The following is a 17,059-nucleotide window of genomic DNA, read 5'->3' on the forward strand; positions in this document are numbered from 1 at the left end:
AGGCAAGGATTCAGGCGCAGGGGGTCGGGACGGCCGCCCAGACCCCATGCGCTACAGAACAAACCACAAAACCTGTAACCCATGTCTCCGGGCTAACTTGTCACCCCTCTTTCCGGTTGCTCATGAGGGGGGTAGTTGGTTGGACGCACAGCCGCGACCGGCCGCGAAGATCGCGTGACAGGGCGGCCGTGTTGGGATATTATTCCTGTATGAACGCCTCGCTCCCTCTCCCCCGCGCCCGAAATGATGACGAATGATGACGCTGGGAAAGCGAACCCCACCCCCAATTGGTCATTCTGGCGAAGGCCAGAATCCATAGGCCGGAGACGCCGCGCCGGCGACGAAGACCCGGATCCGGCCCTGCCCGCCATCGACGTCCCATGGATGCCGGATCAGGGTCCGGCATGACGGTGATGGGGAACGAAAAAGCCGACAAAAGCCTACAAAAGCCCACATGAGAAAAAAGCGGGACAGTGGTAGCCCTCGCCCCTTCGGGGAGAGGGTTGGGTGAGGGGCTTAACCCGCCTCACGCGAAATATCCCCTACACAACACAACAGGCGTCGGCGAAATTCGTACTACCAATATCCGCACACGAACCGAAAGGGAGTTCCCATCATGTCCTATGTCGACGGTTTCCTGGTCCCCGTGCCGAAAGACAAGGTCGAGGCCTACAGGGAGATAGCCCGCAAGGCCGGCGAGGTCTGGAAGGAGCACGGGGCGATCGCCGTGGTGGAATGCGTCGCCGACGATGTCCCCTATGGCGAACTGACATCCTTCCCTCGCGCCGTGCAGGTGAAGGAGGACGAAACCGTCGTCTTCGCCTGGATCGTCTATGAATCGCGGGAGCGGCGGGACGAGATCAACGCGAAGGTCATGGCCGACGAGCGGCTGAAGGGCGACATGGCGAACATGCCCTTCGACGGCAAGCGGATGATCTTCGGCGGGTTCAGGCCGATCGTGGAGATGTGAGGCGGCGGCCTACCGCTCCAGCAGCCAGCGATGGTCGGGATCGTTCCAGAACTTCCACTGCCGCCGGGGGCCGGCCATCACATTGAGATAATAAAGATCGTAGCCGTGCGGCGCGCCAACGGGATGGTAGCCGCGCGGCACCAGAACGCAGTCCCCGTCGCCGACGGCCATCGTCTCGTCCAGCGAGCGGTCGTCGGTATAGACGCGCTGGAAGGCGAAGCCCTGGGGAGGCGACAGGCGGTGGTAGTAGGTCTCCTCCAGCTTCGTCTCCTCCGGCGGCGCGTCCCGGTCGTGCTTGTGCGGCGGGTAGGAGGACCAGTTGCCGCCGGGCGTGACGACCTCCACCACCAGCAGGCTTTCCGCCGGCGCCGTCTCCGGCAGGATGTTGTGGATCAGCCGCCGGTTGGTCCCCGTCCCGCGCTCCTCGAACCCGACATCGTCGGGGCCGATCAGCCGGGCGGCATGGCCGCCCTTGCCGGGGGCGGAACAGATCGCGATCTCCGCCGCCGTCACGGCCTCGATCGCGAAGGCCGCCCCGGCCGGCACATAGACGGCTTGCGGCTTGCCGTCGAAGGGCGATGTCCGGCCGCCGACCTTGCCGAACAGCCTGTCGCCGCCGGACGATCCGTCGTCCACAGTCACGTCGATCGTGCCGGTGACGGGCACGATGCAGACCTCCCGGCCCGGCATTGCGCGCTCTATCCGGCCGCCGGCCTCGGGCTTCAGCACCTCGAACCCGACATAGTCCCAGCCGGCGCTTTCGGGCGTCACCTTCAGCACGCTGCCGTCGGCGTCGGGCGCGGTGGGCTTCACCAGAAGATCGGTCATGCTTTCGGTTCCTCGTGCTTCGCGCGGGCGTTCAGCGCAGGCCCGCTTCCGTCAGATAGCGGTTCAGATTGTCGAACCCCAGCCTGGCATAGGTGGCGGGATGGGCCTTGGCGGGATCCTGCTCGGCCTCCACCACCACCCAGCCCTCATAGCCGCGAAGCTCGGCGAACATCGCCGGGAAGTCGATCCCGCCATCGCCGGGCACCGTGAACACGCCCTCGATCACGGCGTCCAGGAAGCTCCACCCCTCCGCCTTCGCCCGCGCCATGACCGCCGGCCGGATGTCCTTGGTGTGGACATGGGCGATGCGGTCGCGATAGCGGCGGGCCAGCGCGGCGGGGTCGATGCCGGCGAAGGTCGCGTGCCCCGAATCCAGCAGCAGCCCCACGGACGGCCCCGTCGCCGCCATCAGCGCGTCGATATCGACCTCGCTTTCGACGACCGTCCCCATATGGTGATGGTAGGCGAGCCTGACGCCCTCCGCCGCCGTGGCGTCGGCCAGCCGGGTCATCCGGGCGCCGAACTCCCGCCACTGGCCGGCATCCAGCTTCGGACGGTTCGACAGTGGCGTCGCGCGGTCGCCATGGACGCAGCCCGTCGTCTCGGCGAACACCAGCACGTCGGATCCCAGCGCCTTCAGCAAATCCAGGTGAGGACGCAGAACCTCCATCTCCGCCTTGTCGTCCCGGTCCAGCAGGTTGGCCGAATACCAGCCGGACACGAGCGACATCCCGTGCTTCGACAGGATCGCGCGCAGCGCCTCGGGCTCCCTCGGGAACTTGTTGCCAAGCTCCATCCCCTCGAAGCCGGCGGCGGCCGCTTCGGCAAGGCAGGTCTCCAGCGGCGTCTCGCCGCCCAGTTCAGGCATGTCGTCGTTCGACCAGCCGATGGGGTTGGCGCCGATGCGGACGCTCATTTCCGTTCAGTCTCCAAGGCGTTGGCGGGTGAGTGCTTGATCGTAATCTTTCCGCGCGGCGCGGACCTCCGCCCGGTCGGAAACCTCCGGCACCGCCACGTCCCACCAATGGCCGCCGGCTTCCGTCGTGGGCATGGGGTCGGTATCGATGACGATGACGCTCGTTTTCTCGGCGTCCCGCGCGCGGCCGATGGAGGCCTCCAGGTCGGCGAGGCTCGAAACCTTCTCCGCCCGCGCGCCCAGGCTTTCGGCATGGGCGCGGAAATCCACCTCCGGCAGCGCCTCATGCAGCGTGTGCTCCAGCAGATTGTTGAAGCTCTCGCCGCCGGTTGCGCGTTGCAGCCGGTTGATGCAGCCGAAGCCGCGATTGTCCAGCAGGACGATGATCAGCTTCCGGTCCAGCAGGATCGAGGTCGCGATCTCGCTGTTCATCATCAGATAGCTGCCGTCGCCGACCATGACGATCACTTCCCGCGACGGGTCCGCCATCTTGACGCCCAGCCCGCCCGCGATCTCATAGCCCATGCAGGAATAGCCATATTCCAGATGATAGCCGCCCGGCCGCTCCGCCCGCCACAGCTTGTGAAGCTCGCCGGGCAACCCGCCGGCCGCGCAGACCACCACATCGTCGGGAAGCGAAGCGCGCTGGACCGCGCCGATCACCTGGGCGTCGGAGGGCAGGGCGGCGTTGGTGGCGGCGGTCGCCGCCGTGACGGCGCGGGTCCAGCCCTTGATCTCGCTCGCGGCCTTCTCCGTCCATGCGGCGGGGGCGCGCCAGTCGGCCAGCACGGCGGACAGCATCTCCAGCCCGACTCCGGCGTCGGCGACCAGCGGCTGGGCGTGCCGCTTCCCGGCATCGAAGGGCTGGACGTTCAGCGCCACGATCCGGCGATCGGGGTGGCCGAACAGGCTCCAGGAGCCGGTGGTGAAATCCTGAAGACGCGTGCCGACCGCCAGTACAAGGTCCGCCTTCTCCGCCATCGCATTGGCGGCGCTGGAGCCGGTGACGCCGACGGAGCCGAGATTGAGCGGATGGTCGTGGGGCAGGGCGCTCTTGCCGGCCTGCGTCTCCGCCACGGGTACACCATGCCGCTCCGCGAAGGCGCGCAGCGTGGCGGTCGCCTCCGCGTAATGAACGCCGCCGCCCGCCACGATCAGCGGCGTCTTCGCGTCGGTGAGAAGGCCGGCGGCAAGGTCCAGTTCCCGCATGTCGGGGGATGGGCGGCGGGGCGTCCATTCCCGGGGCTCGAAGAACCGTTCGGGATAATCGAACGCCTCCGCCTGCACGTCCTGGCACAGCGCCAGCGTCACCGGCCCGCAGGCGGCGGGATCGGTCAGCACCGAAAGGGCGCGGGGCAGGGCGGTCAGGATCTGCTCCGGCCGCGTAATGCGGTCGAAATAGGCGGAGACGGGACGGAAGCAGTCATTGGCGGAGACCGTGCCGTCCCCGAAATCCTCCACCTGCTGCAACACCGGGTCGGGCCGCCGGCTGGCGAACACGTCGCCGGGCAGCAGCAGCACCGGCAGCCGGTTGACATGGGCCAGCGCGGCGGCGGTGACCATGTTGGTCGCGCCGGGGCCGATGGAGCTGGTGCAGGCCATCATCCGCCGCCGGCGGGACGCCTTGGCGTAGGCGATGGCGGCATGGGCCATCGCCTGCTCGTTATGCGCCCGATATGTCGGCAGCCGGTCGCGCGCATGCCACAGGGCTTCGCCCATGCCGGCCACGTTGCCATGGCCGAAGATCGCCCATACGCCGCCGAACAGCGGCGTCTCCTCGCCGTCGATGACCGTCGTCTGGGCGGCGAGGTAGCGCACCAGCGCCTGCGCCATGGTCAGCCGGACAGTGCCTCCGGTCGCGTTCATGGGGTCGCCTCCTCCTTCCGCGCCGCCCGCCAGTGGCCGATCAGGCGGCGATAGTTCCGGGCCATCAGCGCGACCGCGCCCTCGTCGTCCAGCACGCCGCCGAACCAGCCATCGGCGGCTTCGGCGAAGATGGTGCGGCCGACCGCGAAACCCTTGCATACGGGCTGCCGCGCGGCCAGGGCGAAGGCCGCCTTAAGCTCCTCCTCCGGCCGCTCCAGCCCCAGCAGCAGCACGCCCCGGCAGTGCGGGTCATGGTCGTCGATGGATGCCGCGATCCTGTCCCAGGCTTCCTGTGTCTCAGGCGGGGGCAGCTTCCACCAGTCTGGATGGAGCCCCGCACGGTAGAGCCGTTCCACGGCGCGCGGGATCGTTGCGTCGTCGACCGGCGGTTCGGACCGGCCGGCGATGATCTCGACCAGCAGCTCATGGCGCGTTGACCGCGCCGCCTCCTGCAAGGCCAGCAGCGTGCGCTCCTGCTCGTCCCTTAGGGCCGGCGGATCGTCCGGATGGTAAAAGGCCAGGCATTTCACCACATGCTCGGCCGGCCATTCGCGCAGGATGCTGCCGGCATCCAGCCCGCCATCGAAGCGCAGCGGGATCGATCCCGGCTCCTCGATCGCCCTTCCGATCCAGAGATCGCCGCCAGAGGCGGCGTCCAGCGCGTCCTGCCCATGCCGTCCGTCGATGATGACTCCGGCCGATGCGCCGGCTCCGGCTTCCCGGGTCGCCTTCAGCGCCAGCAGCTTGAACTCGCCGATCCGGTGGTGGGGCGCGCCGTGGCGGTCCGCGATCTCCTCCAACTGGCTGCGATGGTCGAAGGCGAAAGCCAGGACCTCGGGCCAGTCGCCATGGCGGGTTGTGGACCAGTGCAGCCGGTTCAGCGCCTCGTCGCGCCGCAACTGCCGGTGCGGGCTGCCCTCCGCCAAGAAGTGCTGAAGTTCCATCCAGCTCGGTGCCGCGGGCGCGCAGCCATGACGTGACACGGCGAAGGCCCCGCAGGCGTTGGCGAGCCGGCAGCATTCCTCCAGCGCCGCGCCGCGCAGGAAGCCGCGCAGGAAGCCGCTCATGAAGGCGTCGCCCGCGCCCAGCACGTTATAGACCTCGACCGGAAATCCGGGTCCGGTTACGCCCTGATCCAGATCGTCCGGGACCGCGCCGGGGAAGGCGGAACAGCCCATCGGGCCACGCTTGCAGACCAGCAGGGCCTCCGGCGCTACCTCCCGCACCGCCCGCAAAGCCGCGATCGTGTCGGTCGCGCCGCCGGCGATGTGGAATTCCTCCTCCGTCCCGACGATCACGTCGCATCCGCCGAGGATTGATGCCAGATGCTCCGTCACCCCCCGGTCCGCGACGAAGCGGGATTCCCCGCCGCCATGGCCGGTCGCGCCCCACAGGACCGGCCGGTAGTCGATGTCCAGGATCACCTTCGCGCCGGCGCGGCGGGCGAGATCCATCGCCTTCCGGCTGGCGGCGTCCAGGTTGGGACGGGAGAAATGGGTGCCGGTGACCACGACCGCCTTCGCTTCCGCGATCAAAGCGGGGTCGATGTCGCCTTCCTCCAGCGCCGCGTCGGCGCAGTCTTCGCGATAGAAGATCAGCGGGAACCGCTCCCGGTCGCGCACGCCCAGGATGACCAGCGCCGTCAGCCGCTCGGGATCGGTCGCGACGCCGCGCACGTCCACGCCCTCACGCTCCAGCTCCTCCCGGATGAACCGGCCCATATGCTCGTCCCCGACCCGCGTGACGAGGGCGGAGCGCAGGCCCAGCCTGGCCGCGCCGACGGAGATGTTGGCGGGGCATCCGCCGATATATTTGGCGAAGCTCGCCATGTCCTCCAGCCGCCCGCCGATCTGCTCGCCATAAAGGTCGACCGAGGATCGGCCGACGCATATGACGTCCAGCAGTCGGTCGGCGGCAGTCATCGGTTCGGTCTATCCTCGATATCGGCTGCGGGGTTGGCGTATGAAACAAGAATTCCATTTGACGGGCAACAGAAGAATAGGAATTCTGAAATTGCCCGCCGGCGCGGCCGGCGTTCCTGCTTTCGGAGAGTTTCCAGATGCTCACCTTCGCCCAGTTCGGAGCCGGCCGCATCGGTCGCATCCATGCCGGCAACATCGCCGCCCACCCATCGGCCCGGCTGAAATATGTGGTGGACGTGAACGCGGACGCCGCCGCTACGCTCGCTGCACAGCGCGGCGCTGAGGTTGCGGACGTTGAGGCCGCTCTGGTCGACCCGGAGGTGACGGCGGTGATGGTCGCCAGCTCCACCGACACCCACGCCGATCTGATCGAATCGTCCGCCAGGGCCGGCAAGGCGATCTTCTGTGAAAAGCCGATCGACCTGGACAGCGTCCGCGTCGAAACCTGCCTCGCCGTGGTCGCCAGTACCGGCGTGCCGCTGATGCTGGGCTTCAACCGCCGCTTCGACCCGACCTTTGCCGCGCTCCGCAAGCGGCTCCGGGCGGGCGAGGTCGGGGAGGTCGAGCAGGTGGTCATCACCAGCCGCGATCCCGGCCCGCCGCCGATCGATTACATCAAGGTTTCCGGCGGCCTCTTCCGCGACATGATGATCCACGATCTGGATATCGCCCGATGGTTGTTGGGGGAGGAACCGGCGCGGATCTTCGCGACCGGCGCCTGCCTCGTCGATCCTGCGATTGGCGCGGCCGGCGACATCGACACCGCGACGGTGGTGCTGACCACGAAGCGCGGAACCCAGGCGGTCATCACCAACAGCCGCCGCGCCGCCTACGGCTACGACCAGCGGGTGGAGGTGCTGGGGTCGCGCGGGATGCTCCAGGTTGGAAACCGGACCGAAACCGCAATCCTGGCGGCCACGGCCGACGCCGTTTCGACCGACAAGCCGATGCATTTCTTCCTGGAACGCTACGCCGAAGCCTACCGCATCGAACTGGACGCCTTTATCGGCGCCGTCGCGGAGGGCAGGGCGCCCGATCCGGGCGGCGAGGACGGACGGATGGCGCTGAGATTGGCCGATGCGGCGCTGGAGTCCCTCAAATCCGGCGCGCCGGTGGATCTCTAGCGGCGGGGGCGCTCCAGCCAGCGCCCCAGCGCGACGACCAGCGTTACGGCAAGGCACATGGTGGCGGACAGGGAGCGGAAGCCCTTCACCTGCGCGTCCTCTACCTCCAGCGAGACGCTGGTCAGCGGGATCAGCGGCGACAGGGCCGTGTCGGTGATGGCGAGGATCGGCACGCCCTGCATCGCCGCCGTCCGGCACACCTCCACCGTCTCCGGCGCGTAGGGCTTGAAGGATATGGCAATCAGCGCGTCGCGGTCCGTCATGCCGCGGGCCTGCTGCATCGTCATGCCGCCGACGCCGTCTATCAGGTGCGCCCGACGGCCCAGATGGCTGAGCGTGTAGGCGAAATAGGAGGCGACGGGGAACGCCCGGCGCTGGCCCAGCACGTAGACCTGGTCGGCATCCGCCAGCAGGGCGACGGCCTTGTCCAGATCCTCCCTCGGAACTTCCTGGCGCAGATGCTCAAGCGCATGGATTCCGGCGGTGGCGAAATGGTCCAGCACGCCGGCCGTATCGTCCAGCGCCCCGCCGCGATCGTCGGCCAGCGCCCGCAGCCTTTCATCGTAGCTGGGCATCCGGTCGACCAGCCGCGTGCGGAACACGCGCTGCATGTCGCTGAACCCGCCATAGCCCAGCGTCTTGGCGAAGCGGATGAGGGAGGAGGGCTGGACGCCGGCCCGCGCCGCCACGGTGGCGACCGTCTCCAGCGCCATGTCGTTCGGGTTCGCCAGCGCATATTCGGCAATCTGCTGCAACCGCCGGCTCATGCTGCCGTGGCGGCTGGAGATCTCCGCCCGCAGCCGGTCGAAATTGGACGGTTCGCCGCGCTCGCTGTCTTCGATGTCCATGGTCCCCTTTCCCGGCCGCCTCATCCTCCGGCTTCGTAGCGGAAAGGATCGAGAAAAGCCTTTACGGCCAAAATTAGAATATGCATTCTACGAAAAATAAAAATCGAAATCTTCGTTCGATATTGTCCGGACGGAACCGGGCAGGCGCCGAAGACCCGGCCGCCAGGTTGCCTTTGTGGCGGCGGCGGTCCGACAACCCGAAGGGAGGATATCAAGATGGCTTTGAAGCGATTGATGCAGGGCGCGGTGGCCGGCGCGGCCCTGGCCGTTTCCGTTGCGGCGCTGCCGGCGACGGCTCAGGCTGAAGGCGAGCATTTCGTGATGATCAGCCACGGGCCGGATTCCGATACCTGGTGGAACACCATCAAGAACGCCCTCGCGCTCGCCGCCGAGCAGATGGAGGTTTCGGTCGATTATCTGAACCCGCCGACCGGCGATCTGGCCGACATGGCCCGGCTGGTCGAGCAGGCGGCGTCCTCCAATCCCGACGGCATCATCGTGACGATCGCGGATTTCAATGTCCTGCAAGGACCGATCACCGACGCCGTCCGCAAGGGCATCCCGGTCATCACCATCAATTCCGGCACGCAGGAGCAGAGCGATGAACTGGGCGCTCTCCTGCATATCGGTCAGCCCGAATATGACGCCGGCTACGGCGCGGGGCTGCGCGCCAAGGAAGCGGGCGTGACCAACTTCCTCTGCGTCAACCACTACATCACCAACCCGGCCTCGGTCGAACGCTGCCAGGGCTTCGCCGACGCGCTGGGGGTCGAACTGGGCGACCAGATGATCGATTCCGGCATCGACCCGACGGAGGTCACGACCAAGGTCGAAGCCTATCTGCGCACCCATCCGGAGACGAACGGCATCCTGGCGCTGGGCCCGAATTCGGCGGAGCCGACGATCCAGGTGCTTGAGGACAACCGCATGGCCGGCGAGATCTTCTTCGGCACCTTCGACCTCAGCGCAGGGATCGCCGAGGCGATCAAGGCCGGCACGATCAATTTCGCGATCGATCAGCAGCCCTTCCTCCAGGGTTATCTGCCGGTGGTTCTGCTGACCAACTACGCGCGCTACGGCGTCATCCCCAGCAGCGACATCAACTCCGGCCCCGGCTTCGTGACGGAGGAGAATATCGCCCTGGTCGAGGAACTGGCCGGCGAATATCGCTGAGCCGGAAGGAGGCCGGGTGGCTCCCCAGCGCCCGGCCTCACTTCTTTCGGATAGCTTCCCGTCGCCTCTCGGACCGGTCCATGACCATCTCCACCGAAACATCCTCGCCCCCTCCCGACGAACGGGTCCGGGACGTCTCCATCCTGTCGCGGCTGATGACGCGGCCGGAGCTGGGCGCTATGTCGGGGACCATCCTGGTCTTCGTCTTCTTCGCTCTCGTCGCAGGCGGGTCGGGCATGTTCTCCGGCGATGGGATCATGAACTGGACCATCGTCTCAGCACAGCTCGGCGTGCTGGCGGTCGGCGCCAGCCTTCTGATGATCGCGGGAGAATTCGACCTTTCCATCGGCTCCATGATCGGCTTCGCCGGTATGATGATCGCCATACCGGTGGTCTTCTTTGGCTGGCCGGCCTGGGTCGCGATCCTGTTCGCCTTCGCCGGCGCCATGGGGATTGGGGCGCTGATCGGCTTTCTCGTCATCCGGACGGGGCTGCCTTCCTTCATCGTCTCGCTCGCCTTCCTGTTCATTTTGCGCGGCCTGACCATCGCGCTCTCCATCATGTTCACCAACCGGACGATCGTCGGCGGCGTGCGCGACGGGGCGGAGGGCGACTGGCTGGCCCCGCTGTTCGGCGGCAAGATCGGCCTGCCGCTCTTCAACCTCCTGGCCGATTGGGGGCTTATCGGCCGCTATGACGACGGCGTGCCCTATGTAGACGGCATTCCGATGATCATCGTCTGGTGGGTGGTGCTGGCGGCGCTGGCGAGTTGGGTCCTGTTGCGCACCCGGTTCGGCAACTGGATCTTCGCATCGGGCGGCGATCCGGTCGCCGCGCGCAATGTGGGCGTCCCGGTGGCGCGGGTGAAGATCGTGCTGTTCATGTTCACCGCCTTCTGCGCCACAGTCTACGCCGCCTGCCAGGTCTTCGAATTCGGCTCCGCCTCCGCCGATCGGGGCCTCTTGAAGGAGTTCGAAGCGATCATCGCCGCCGTCATCGGTGGGACGCTGCTGACCGGCGGCTACGGCTCAGTCGTCGGCGCCTGCTTTGGCGCCCTGATCTTCGGCGTGGTGCAGATGGGCATCTTCTACACCGGCGTTAGCACGGACTGGTTCCGGGTGTTCCTCGGCGTGATGCTGCTGATCGCCGTCATCTTCAACAATTTCATCCGGCGCAAGGTGACGGGGGGACGGTCATGATGGAGGCGGCTCCTCTTGTTGAACTGCGCGGCGTGTCGAAATATTTCGGCTCCGTCGTCGCGCTCAAGGACATCACCATGTCGGTTCGTCCGGGCGAGGTTCTGGCGCTCCTGGGCGACAATGGCGCGGGCAAGTCGACGCTCATCAAGACGCTGTCGGGCGTCCATGAGCCCAGCGAGGGCTCGCTTTTCGTGGAGGGGCGGGAGGTCCGGTTCGGCTCCCCGCGCGACGCGCTCGATCTCGGCATCGCCACGGTCTACCAGGACCTCGCCATGGTCCCGCTGATGAGCATCACGCGGAACTTCTTCATGGGGCGGGAGCCGACGAAGGGCAAAGGCCCGCTGAAGCGGTTCGACGCCGCCTTCGCCGGCCGCGTCGCGAAGGAGGAGATGGCCCGCATCGGCATCGACGTGCGCGATCCGTCCCAGGCGGTCGGCACCCTTTCGGGCGGGGAGCGGCAGTGCGTCGCCATCGCGCGCGCGGTCTATTTCGGCGCCAAGGTGCTGATCCTGGACGAGCCGACCTCCGCGCTCGGCGTCAAGCAGGCCTCCATGGTGCTGCGCTACGTCGCCCAGGCAAGGGCGCGCAATCTGGGCGTCATCTTCATCACCCACAACGTCCATCACGCTTATCCGGTGGCCGACACTTTCACGCTCCTGAATCGGGGGCGGTCCATGGGCACTTTCGCCAAGGACAAGGTCAGCCGGGAGGAGGTGCTGGAGATGATGGCCGGCGGCCAGGAGCTTGAGACGTTGACGGCCGAGCTGGCTGAACTCTCTCGCGGCAACGGCGATAGCAACGGCGCGGCCAGGGCCGGATAGCCGAGAATGCGCCGCACGCTGGGGATCGGCCTGATCGGCACGGGCTTCATGGGCGTGTGCCACGCCATGGCGTTCCGCGCCGCGCCCGCCCTGTTCCCGGACGGTCCCGACGCGCGGCTGGAGATGGTGGCGGATCTGGATTCCGACGCGGCGCGGGGTCTCGCCTCCCGCTTCGGTTTCGCCCGCGCGACCGATGATTGGCGGGCGCTGGTCGCCGATCCGGCGGTCGATATCGTCGCCGTCACCGCGCCCAACGCCCTGCATCGGGAGATGACGCTGGCGGCGCTGGCCGCGGGCAAGCACGTCTATTGCGAAAAGCCGATGGCGGTGGCGCTGGAGGATGCGATCGCCATGGCCGACGCGGCCGACGAGGCCGGAACCGTCACGCTGGTCGGCTACAACTACCTCCGCAGCCCCGCCGTCACCTTCACCCGGAAGCTGGTGGAGGAAAGCGCGATCGGCCGTCCGACCTATTTTCGCGGCCTGTCGGATGAGGACTACATGGCCTCTCCCGATGTCCCCTTCTCATGGCGCTGCCGGCGCGATCTGGCGGGGACGGGAGCGCTGGGCGACATCGGATCGCATATCCTCAGCTTCGCGTGCTACCTGATGGGGCCGATCCGCTCGGTCTCCGCGGATCGCAGCACCATCATCGCCGACCGGCCGGTGACCGGATCGGCGAAGCAGTTCGGTCCGCTCGCCGCCGACGCCGACGCGCCCCGCGCGCCGGTGGAGAATGAGGACATCGTCCACGCCATGCTGCGCTTCGACGGTGGGATCATCGGGACGATCGCCACCAGCCGCGTCGCCTGGGGCCGGAAGAACCGCCTCGCGTTCGAGCTTTACGGGACGGAGGGCAGCATCCTCTTCGACCAGGAGCGGATGAACGAGCTTCTCCTTTTCCAGCCATCGGCCGCCGGGAGTGACCGGAACGGCTTCCGGAAGATCCTTCTCGGCCCCGACCATCCGCCCTACGGTGCCTTCCTGCCCGCACCGGGCCACGGGCTGGGCTTCAACGATCTGAAGGTGGCGGAGGCAGGCGCTCTCCTGGCCGCCATCGGCAGCGGCGCGCCGGCCTGGCCGGATTTCCGTCAGGCCCTGGAGATCGAACACACCCTCCACGCCATCGACCGCGCAGCGACGGCGGGGGCCTGGATCGACGTTCTCGGCTGAAGCGTCACGCCCATCACGATCGTCCAAGACTTCGGCATCCGAACGCCGCATGGTGGGCCCTTCCGCTTTGAAGGAGCCTTCCATGCCGCTCGACGACCCGAAGACCTACTCCGCGATCAATCTCGAGAAGAAGTTCGACCTCTTCTCCGAACAATGGACTCCGAAGGTCATTGCGGAGATGAACGACTACCAGTTCAAGATCGCCCGGCTTGAGGGCGATTTCGTCTGGCACGACCACCCCGACACGGACGAGACGTTCATCGTGCTGGGCGGGGAATTGCGCATCGACTTCCGGGACGGCCATGTCCTTCTGAAAGCGGGCGAGATGTTCGTCGTGCCCAAGGGCGTCGAGCACAAGCCTTATGCGGAGAAGGAGGTCAGGCTGATGCTGATCGAGCCGCGCGGCGTCCTCAACACCGGCAATGTCGGCGGCGACAGGACCGCCCAGAACGACGTCTGGATCTGACGCGCCTCTCCCCCTACCTTCCCATGGCATAGGCCTGCATCAGCCTCGGCGTCGCCGCGGCCTTCAGGACACCGTCCTCCTCCCGCGCCGCGGCGCACATGCGCCCGACAGACCAGGGCTCCGCGACCGTCACCTCATGGCCTCGCGCCTTCAGCGCCTCGATCGTCGCCGGGCCGAAATTCTCCTCCACCGTCAGGCAGCCGAGCTTCGCCTGCCGGGGGTAGAAGGAGCTCGGCATGTGTTCGGTATGGAACAGCGGTCCGTCGATGGCGCGCTGGAGGTCGTGCCCGTGATGGATATGCCGCAGGAGGAAAATCGTCTGCCACTGGTCCTGCTGGTCGCCGCCGGGGGTGCCGAACGCCATGTAGGGTTTCCCGTCCCTGAAGGCGATGGACGGGGTCAGCGTCGTGCGCGGCCGCTTTCCGGGGGCAAGGCTGGCCGGCAGCCCCTCTTTCAGCCAGAACATCTGTCCGCGGCTGTTCAGCGGGAAGCCCAGCCCCGGCACGACGGGAGAACTTTGCAGCCAGCCGCCGGAGGGGGTGGCGGACACCATGTTGCCGTCCCTGTCGATAACGTCGATATGGCAGGTGTCACCGCGCCGGTCGCCCAGATGGGCCATGGTCGGCTCCCCGCCGCCGGCCCCGGCGGCCGTCAAATCCATCTCGCTGAGGCGCAGCAGATCCTCGCCCGTCGGCGTGCGCTCGCCCGCGGTGCCGGGACGAAGCTCCTTGGAAGCTTCTTCCCCGACCAGTGCCCGCCTCGAGTCGTTGTAGGCATCCGACAGCAGCGTCTCCATCGGCACGTCGCCGAAGGCGGGGTCGCCGTAATAGGCTTCGCGGTCGGCGAAGGCCAGCTTCATGCATTCGGTCACGACATGGACGAAATCCGGCCCCGTCGGGTCCATGGCCGCGATGTCGAATCCCTTCAGCAGCGCCAGTTGCTGAAGCAGCACCGGCCCCTGTCCCCACGGCCCGGTCTTGAAGACCGTATGGCCGTGATAGTCGTAGCTGAGCGGCGTTTCGTAACTCGACCGCCAGCCGGCCATGTCGGCGGCCGTGATGACCCCCTTGTGGGGCGCGCCGCTGGCGTCCATCACCGCCGTGCGGGTCGCGAACCGCTCGATCGCCTCGGCCACGAAGCCGCGATAGAAGGCGTCCCGCGCGCGGTCGATCCGCGCCTCGCGGCTGCCGCCCGTCTTCGCCTCGTCGACGATCCGCTGATAGGTATCGGCAAGCGTCGGGTTGGCGAACAGCTTCCCGGTTTCGGGAACGTCGCCGCCGGGCATGAATATGTCGGCGGAGCTTTTCCAATGCTCCCGGAACATCGGGCTGATATCCCGGATCGACTGGGCGACGCGCGCCAGCAATGGATGGCCGTGGCGGGCATAGTGGATGGCCGGCGCCATCACGTCGGCCGCCTCCAGCCTTCCATGGTCGCGCAGCAGCGTCATCCAGGCGTCGAACGCGCCGGGGATGACGGCAGCAAGAAGGCCGGTGCCCGGGATATGGGTCAGGCCTTCGGAGCGATAGTGAGCAATGGTCGCGCCCGCTGGCGTCACCCCCTGCCCACACAGCACGGTCGGCCGCTCCGCCCCCGTCGGAAGCAATAGGATCGGGACCTCCCCTGACGGACCGTTCAGGTGCGGCTCCACGATCTGAAGCGTCAGCCCCCCGGCGACCGCCGCGTCGAATGCGTTGCCGCCGCGTTCCAGCATAGACATGGCGACGGCGCTGGCGATCCAGTGGGTGGAGGCGACGACGCCGAACGTGCCGCGGATTTCCGGACGGGTCGTGAAGATCTGGCTCATGGAGGGTTCCTGACGGTCAGCGGCTCTTGGGGTCGAGGATGTCCCGCAACCCGTCGCCGAGTATGTTGAAGGCAAGGACGGTGACGAAGATCGCCAGCCCCGGCGACACCGCCATCCAGGGGGCCTGGGTGATGAAGTTCTTCGCGGTGTTCAGCATGCTGCCCCAGCTTGGCGCCGGCGGCTGCTGGCCGAGGCCGAGGAAGGACAGGCTGGCCTCCGCGATGATCGCCGCCGCGATGGTCAGCGTCGCCTGGACCAGCAGCGGCGGGAAGGCGTTCAGCAGGATGTAGCGGAGGATGATCCGCAGGTGCCCAGCCCCCACCGCGCGGGCGCCTTCCACATAGTCCGCGGTCTTGACCGCCAGGGTCTGGGCGCGCGCCAGGCGCACGAAGATGGGGGAGGCGGAAAGGCCGATGGCGATCATCGCGTTGGTCAGGCTGGGGCCCAGGAAAGCCGCCAGCGCGATCGCCAGGATCAGGAACGGGCAGGCCAGCAGCGCCTCCGTCACCCGGCTGATGATCGCGTCCGACCACCGGCCGAAATAGCCCGCGACCAGCCCCAGCGGCACGCCGATCGTGACCGCGATGCCGACGGAGACGACGCCGGCGGCCAGCGAGGCCTGGGCGCCGTGGATGAGGCGGGAGAGGATGTCGCGGCCCACATCGTCCGTCCCCAGCCAATGGGCGGCCGAGGGCGCCTGCCGGATCGCGGTCCAGGTCGGCGCGATCGGATCGTAGGGGGCGATCCAGGGCGCCAGCAGCGCCACCGCCACGAACACCAGAACCACGCTGCCGCCCATGATCGTCGTCGGCGACCGGCGAAGGCGTTTCCACAGGCGCGACGTTCGCGCCGGCGGCGTCGGGAGGGCGAGAACGGTCATCGGCGCCTCCTCATGTCCGCAGCCGGGGATTGAGCACGAAATAGAGCATGTCGGCGACCAGGTTCATCACGATGAAGGCCGTCGCGGTGAACAGCACCACCCCCTGCACGACGGCGTAGTCGCGGTTGAAGACGGCGTCGACGATCAGCTTGCCGAAGCCCGGGATGGTGAAGACCTGCTCCGTCAGCACCGCGCCGGACAGCAACTCGCCGAGCTGGAGGGCCGTCAGCGTCACCACGGGGATCAGCGCGTTACGCAGCGCGTGGCGCAGGATCACCACCCGCTCCTTCAGCCCCTTGGCGCGGGCGGTGCGGACATAGTCGGCGGTCAGTTCCGACAGCATCGCCGACCGGGTGTGGCGCATCATGATTCCGGCGATCCCGCTGCCCAGAACGAAGGCCGGCATGATCATCGCGGCCAGATTTCGCCCCGGGTCGACCAGCGGGCTGACATAGCCGGACGCCGGCAGCAGGCCCCACCGCACCGAGACCAGCAGGATCAGCATGATCCCCATCCAGAAATTCGGAAGTGAGATGCCGGAAAGCGCGATGATGTTGGCCCCGGCGTCCCAGGCGGTGCCGCGCCTGACGGCGGAGATAATGCCCGCCGGGATGCCGATCATCAGCGCGATCGTCATCGCCAGCGCCGCCAGTTCCAGCGTCACCGGCAGCTTGGTCAGGATGATCTGCGTCACCGGCATTTGCGTGCGCAGCGATATGCCCATGTCGCCCTGAACCAGGGCCGCCAGCCAATAGCCGTATTGCACGATGATCGGCTCGTTCAGATTGTACTTCTCCCGGATGAACTCGATCACCTCCGGGTCCCGTTCTTCGCCGGCCAGCGCCAGCGCCGGATCGCCCGGCAGCAGGAGCTGGAGGGAGAAGACGATCAGGCTGATCAGCAGCAGCGTCGGCAGCAGGATCAGGATCCGCCGGGCGAGATAGGTCAGCATGGCGCGTCTCGACGTGCGGCTGAAACCACCCTCACCCCCAACCCCCTCTCCCGCAAGCAGGAGAGGGGGCTATATGGCTCCCTCCCCCGCATGCGGGGGAGGGTCGGGGTGGGG

The 17,059-nt window shown here is 67.5% G+C and carries 15 protein-coding genes; 7 read left to right on the forward strand and 8 right to left on the reverse strand.

The window, feature by feature from the left end:
* Window positions 1-616: 616 nt before the first annotated feature.
* Entirely contained in the window at window positions 617-970 is a 354-nt protein-coding gene (locus tag AAFN89_RS12075; protein ID WP_347539308.1) for a DUF1428 family protein, read from the forward strand.
* Between the two features lie 9 nt (window positions 971-979).
* Here the strand turns inward: AAFN89_RS12075 and iolB are convergent, their stop codons facing one another.
* The 4 genes from iolB to iolC are packed head-to-tail and all read right to left on the reverse strand — an operon-like array spanning window position 980 to window position 6,502.
* On the reverse strand, window positions 980-1,798 hold the full coding sequence (gene iolB / locus AAFN89_RS12080) for a 5-deoxy-glucuronate isomerase (RefSeq protein ID WP_347539309.1): 819 nt from the start codon (window positions 1,796-1,798) through the stop codon (window positions 980-982).
* A 31-nt stretch (window positions 1,799-1,829) separates the two neighbouring features.
* Window positions 1,830-2,714, reverse strand: a complete 885-nt coding sequence (iolE, locus tag AAFN89_RS12085; protein ID WP_347539310.1) for a myo-inosose-2 dehydratase — start codon at window positions 2,712-2,714, stop codon at window positions 1,830-1,832.
* Window positions 2,715-2,720: 6 nt separating this feature from the next.
* The gene (gene iolD, locus AAFN89_RS12090; protein WP_347539311.1) at window positions 2,721-4,580 is read right to left on the reverse strand and encodes a 3D-(3,5/4)-trihydroxycyclohexane-1,2-dione acylhydrolase (decyclizing); all 1,860 of its coding nucleotides are present in this window, start codon (window positions 4,578-4,580) and stop codon (window positions 2,721-2,723) included.
* Window positions 4,577-6,502, reverse strand: coding sequence for a 5-dehydro-2-deoxygluconokinase (gene iolC, locus AAFN89_RS12095; RefSeq protein ID WP_347539312.1), 1,926 nt, complete (start codon window positions 6,500-6,502; stop codon window positions 4,577-4,579). The genes iolD and iolC overlap by 4 nt, the downstream gene beginning before the upstream one ends.
* A 137-nt stretch (window positions 6,503-6,639) precedes the next feature.
* Between iolC and iolG the strand changes: the two genes are divergently transcribed.
* Entirely contained in the window at window positions 6,640-7,626 is a 987-nt protein-coding gene (gene iolG, locus AAFN89_RS12100; protein ID WP_347539313.1) for an inositol 2-dehydrogenase, read from the forward strand.
* On the opposite strand, the gene AAFN89_RS12105 is transcribed toward iolG, so the two are convergent.
* Window positions 7,623-8,474 carry a MurR/RpiR family transcriptional regulator gene (locus AAFN89_RS12105; protein WP_347539314.1) on the reverse strand — a complete coding sequence of 284 codons (852 nt, stop codon included), beginning with the start codon at window positions 8,472-8,474 and terminating at the stop codon, window positions 7,623-7,625. The two genes, iolG and AAFN89_RS12105, sit on opposite strands and share 4 nt — an antisense overlap.
* Before the next feature lie 216 nt (window positions 8,475-8,690).
* On the opposite strand from AAFN89_RS12105, the gene AAFN89_RS12110 reads away from it, so the two are divergent.
* The 5 genes from AAFN89_RS12110 (at window position 8,691) to AAFN89_RS12130 (ending at window position 13,306) form a co-directional block, all read left to right on the forward strand.
* Complete coding sequence (locus tag AAFN89_RS12110; protein WP_347539315.1) at window positions 8,691-9,647, forward strand: sugar ABC transporter substrate-binding protein; 957 nt, start codon at window positions 8,691-8,693, stop codon at window positions 9,645-9,647.
* Between the two features lie 80 nt (window positions 9,648-9,727).
* Window positions 9,728-10,846 carry an ABC transporter permease gene (locus AAFN89_RS12115; protein WP_347539316.1) on the forward strand — a complete coding sequence of 373 codons (1,119 nt, stop codon included), beginning with the start codon at window positions 9,728-9,730 and terminating at the stop codon, window positions 10,844-10,846.
* Window positions 10,843-11,667, forward strand: coding sequence for an ATP-binding cassette domain-containing protein (locus tag AAFN89_RS12120; RefSeq protein WP_347539317.1), 825 nt, complete (start codon window positions 10,843-10,845; stop codon window positions 11,665-11,667). Before AAFN89_RS12115 ends, AAFN89_RS12120 begins: the two co-directional genes overlap by 4 nt.
* Before the next feature lie 6 nt (window positions 11,668-11,673).
* A complete protein-coding gene (locus tag AAFN89_RS12125) occupies window positions 11,674-12,840 on the forward strand; it encodes a Gfo/Idh/MocA family oxidoreductase (RefSeq protein ID WP_347539318.1) in 1,167 nt (388 codons plus the stop codon).
* An 82-nt stretch (window positions 12,841-12,922) separates the two neighbouring features.
* Window positions 12,923-13,306 (forward strand): cupin domain-containing protein, encoded by a 384-nt coding sequence (locus tag AAFN89_RS12130; RefSeq protein WP_347539319.1) that lies wholly within the window; start codon window positions 12,923-12,925, stop codon window positions 13,304-13,306.
* A gap of 13 nt (window positions 13,307-13,319) precedes the next feature.
* Here AAFN89_RS12130 and AAFN89_RS12135 read toward each other — a convergent pair whose 3' ends face one another.
* From AAFN89_RS12135 to AAFN89_RS12145, 3 genes are read right to left on the reverse strand one after another with little or no spacing between them, the layout of a single operon-like run.
* Window positions 13,320-15,113 carry a gamma-glutamyltransferase family protein gene (locus AAFN89_RS12135; protein WP_347539320.1) on the reverse strand — a complete coding sequence of 598 codons (1,794 nt, stop codon included), beginning with the start codon at window positions 15,111-15,113 and terminating at the stop codon, window positions 13,320-13,322.
* Window positions 15,114-15,129: 16 nt separating this feature from the next.
* Window positions 15,130-15,993, reverse strand: coding sequence for an ABC transporter permease (locus tag AAFN89_RS12140; protein ID WP_347539321.1), 864 nt, complete (start codon window positions 15,991-15,993; stop codon window positions 15,130-15,132).
* 10 nt (window positions 15,994-16,003) lie between these two features.
* Window positions 16,004-16,945, reverse strand: a complete 942-nt coding sequence (locus AAFN89_RS12145) for an ABC transporter permease (protein ID WP_347539322.1) — start codon at window positions 16,943-16,945, stop codon at window positions 16,004-16,006.
* Window positions 16,946-17,059: the final 114 nt, after the last annotated feature.

This window comes from Inquilinus sp. CAU 1745 (genome assembly GCF_039839375.1).
GTDB lineage: Bacteria > Pseudomonadota > Alphaproteobacteria > DSM-16000 > Inquilinaceae > JBDOQU01.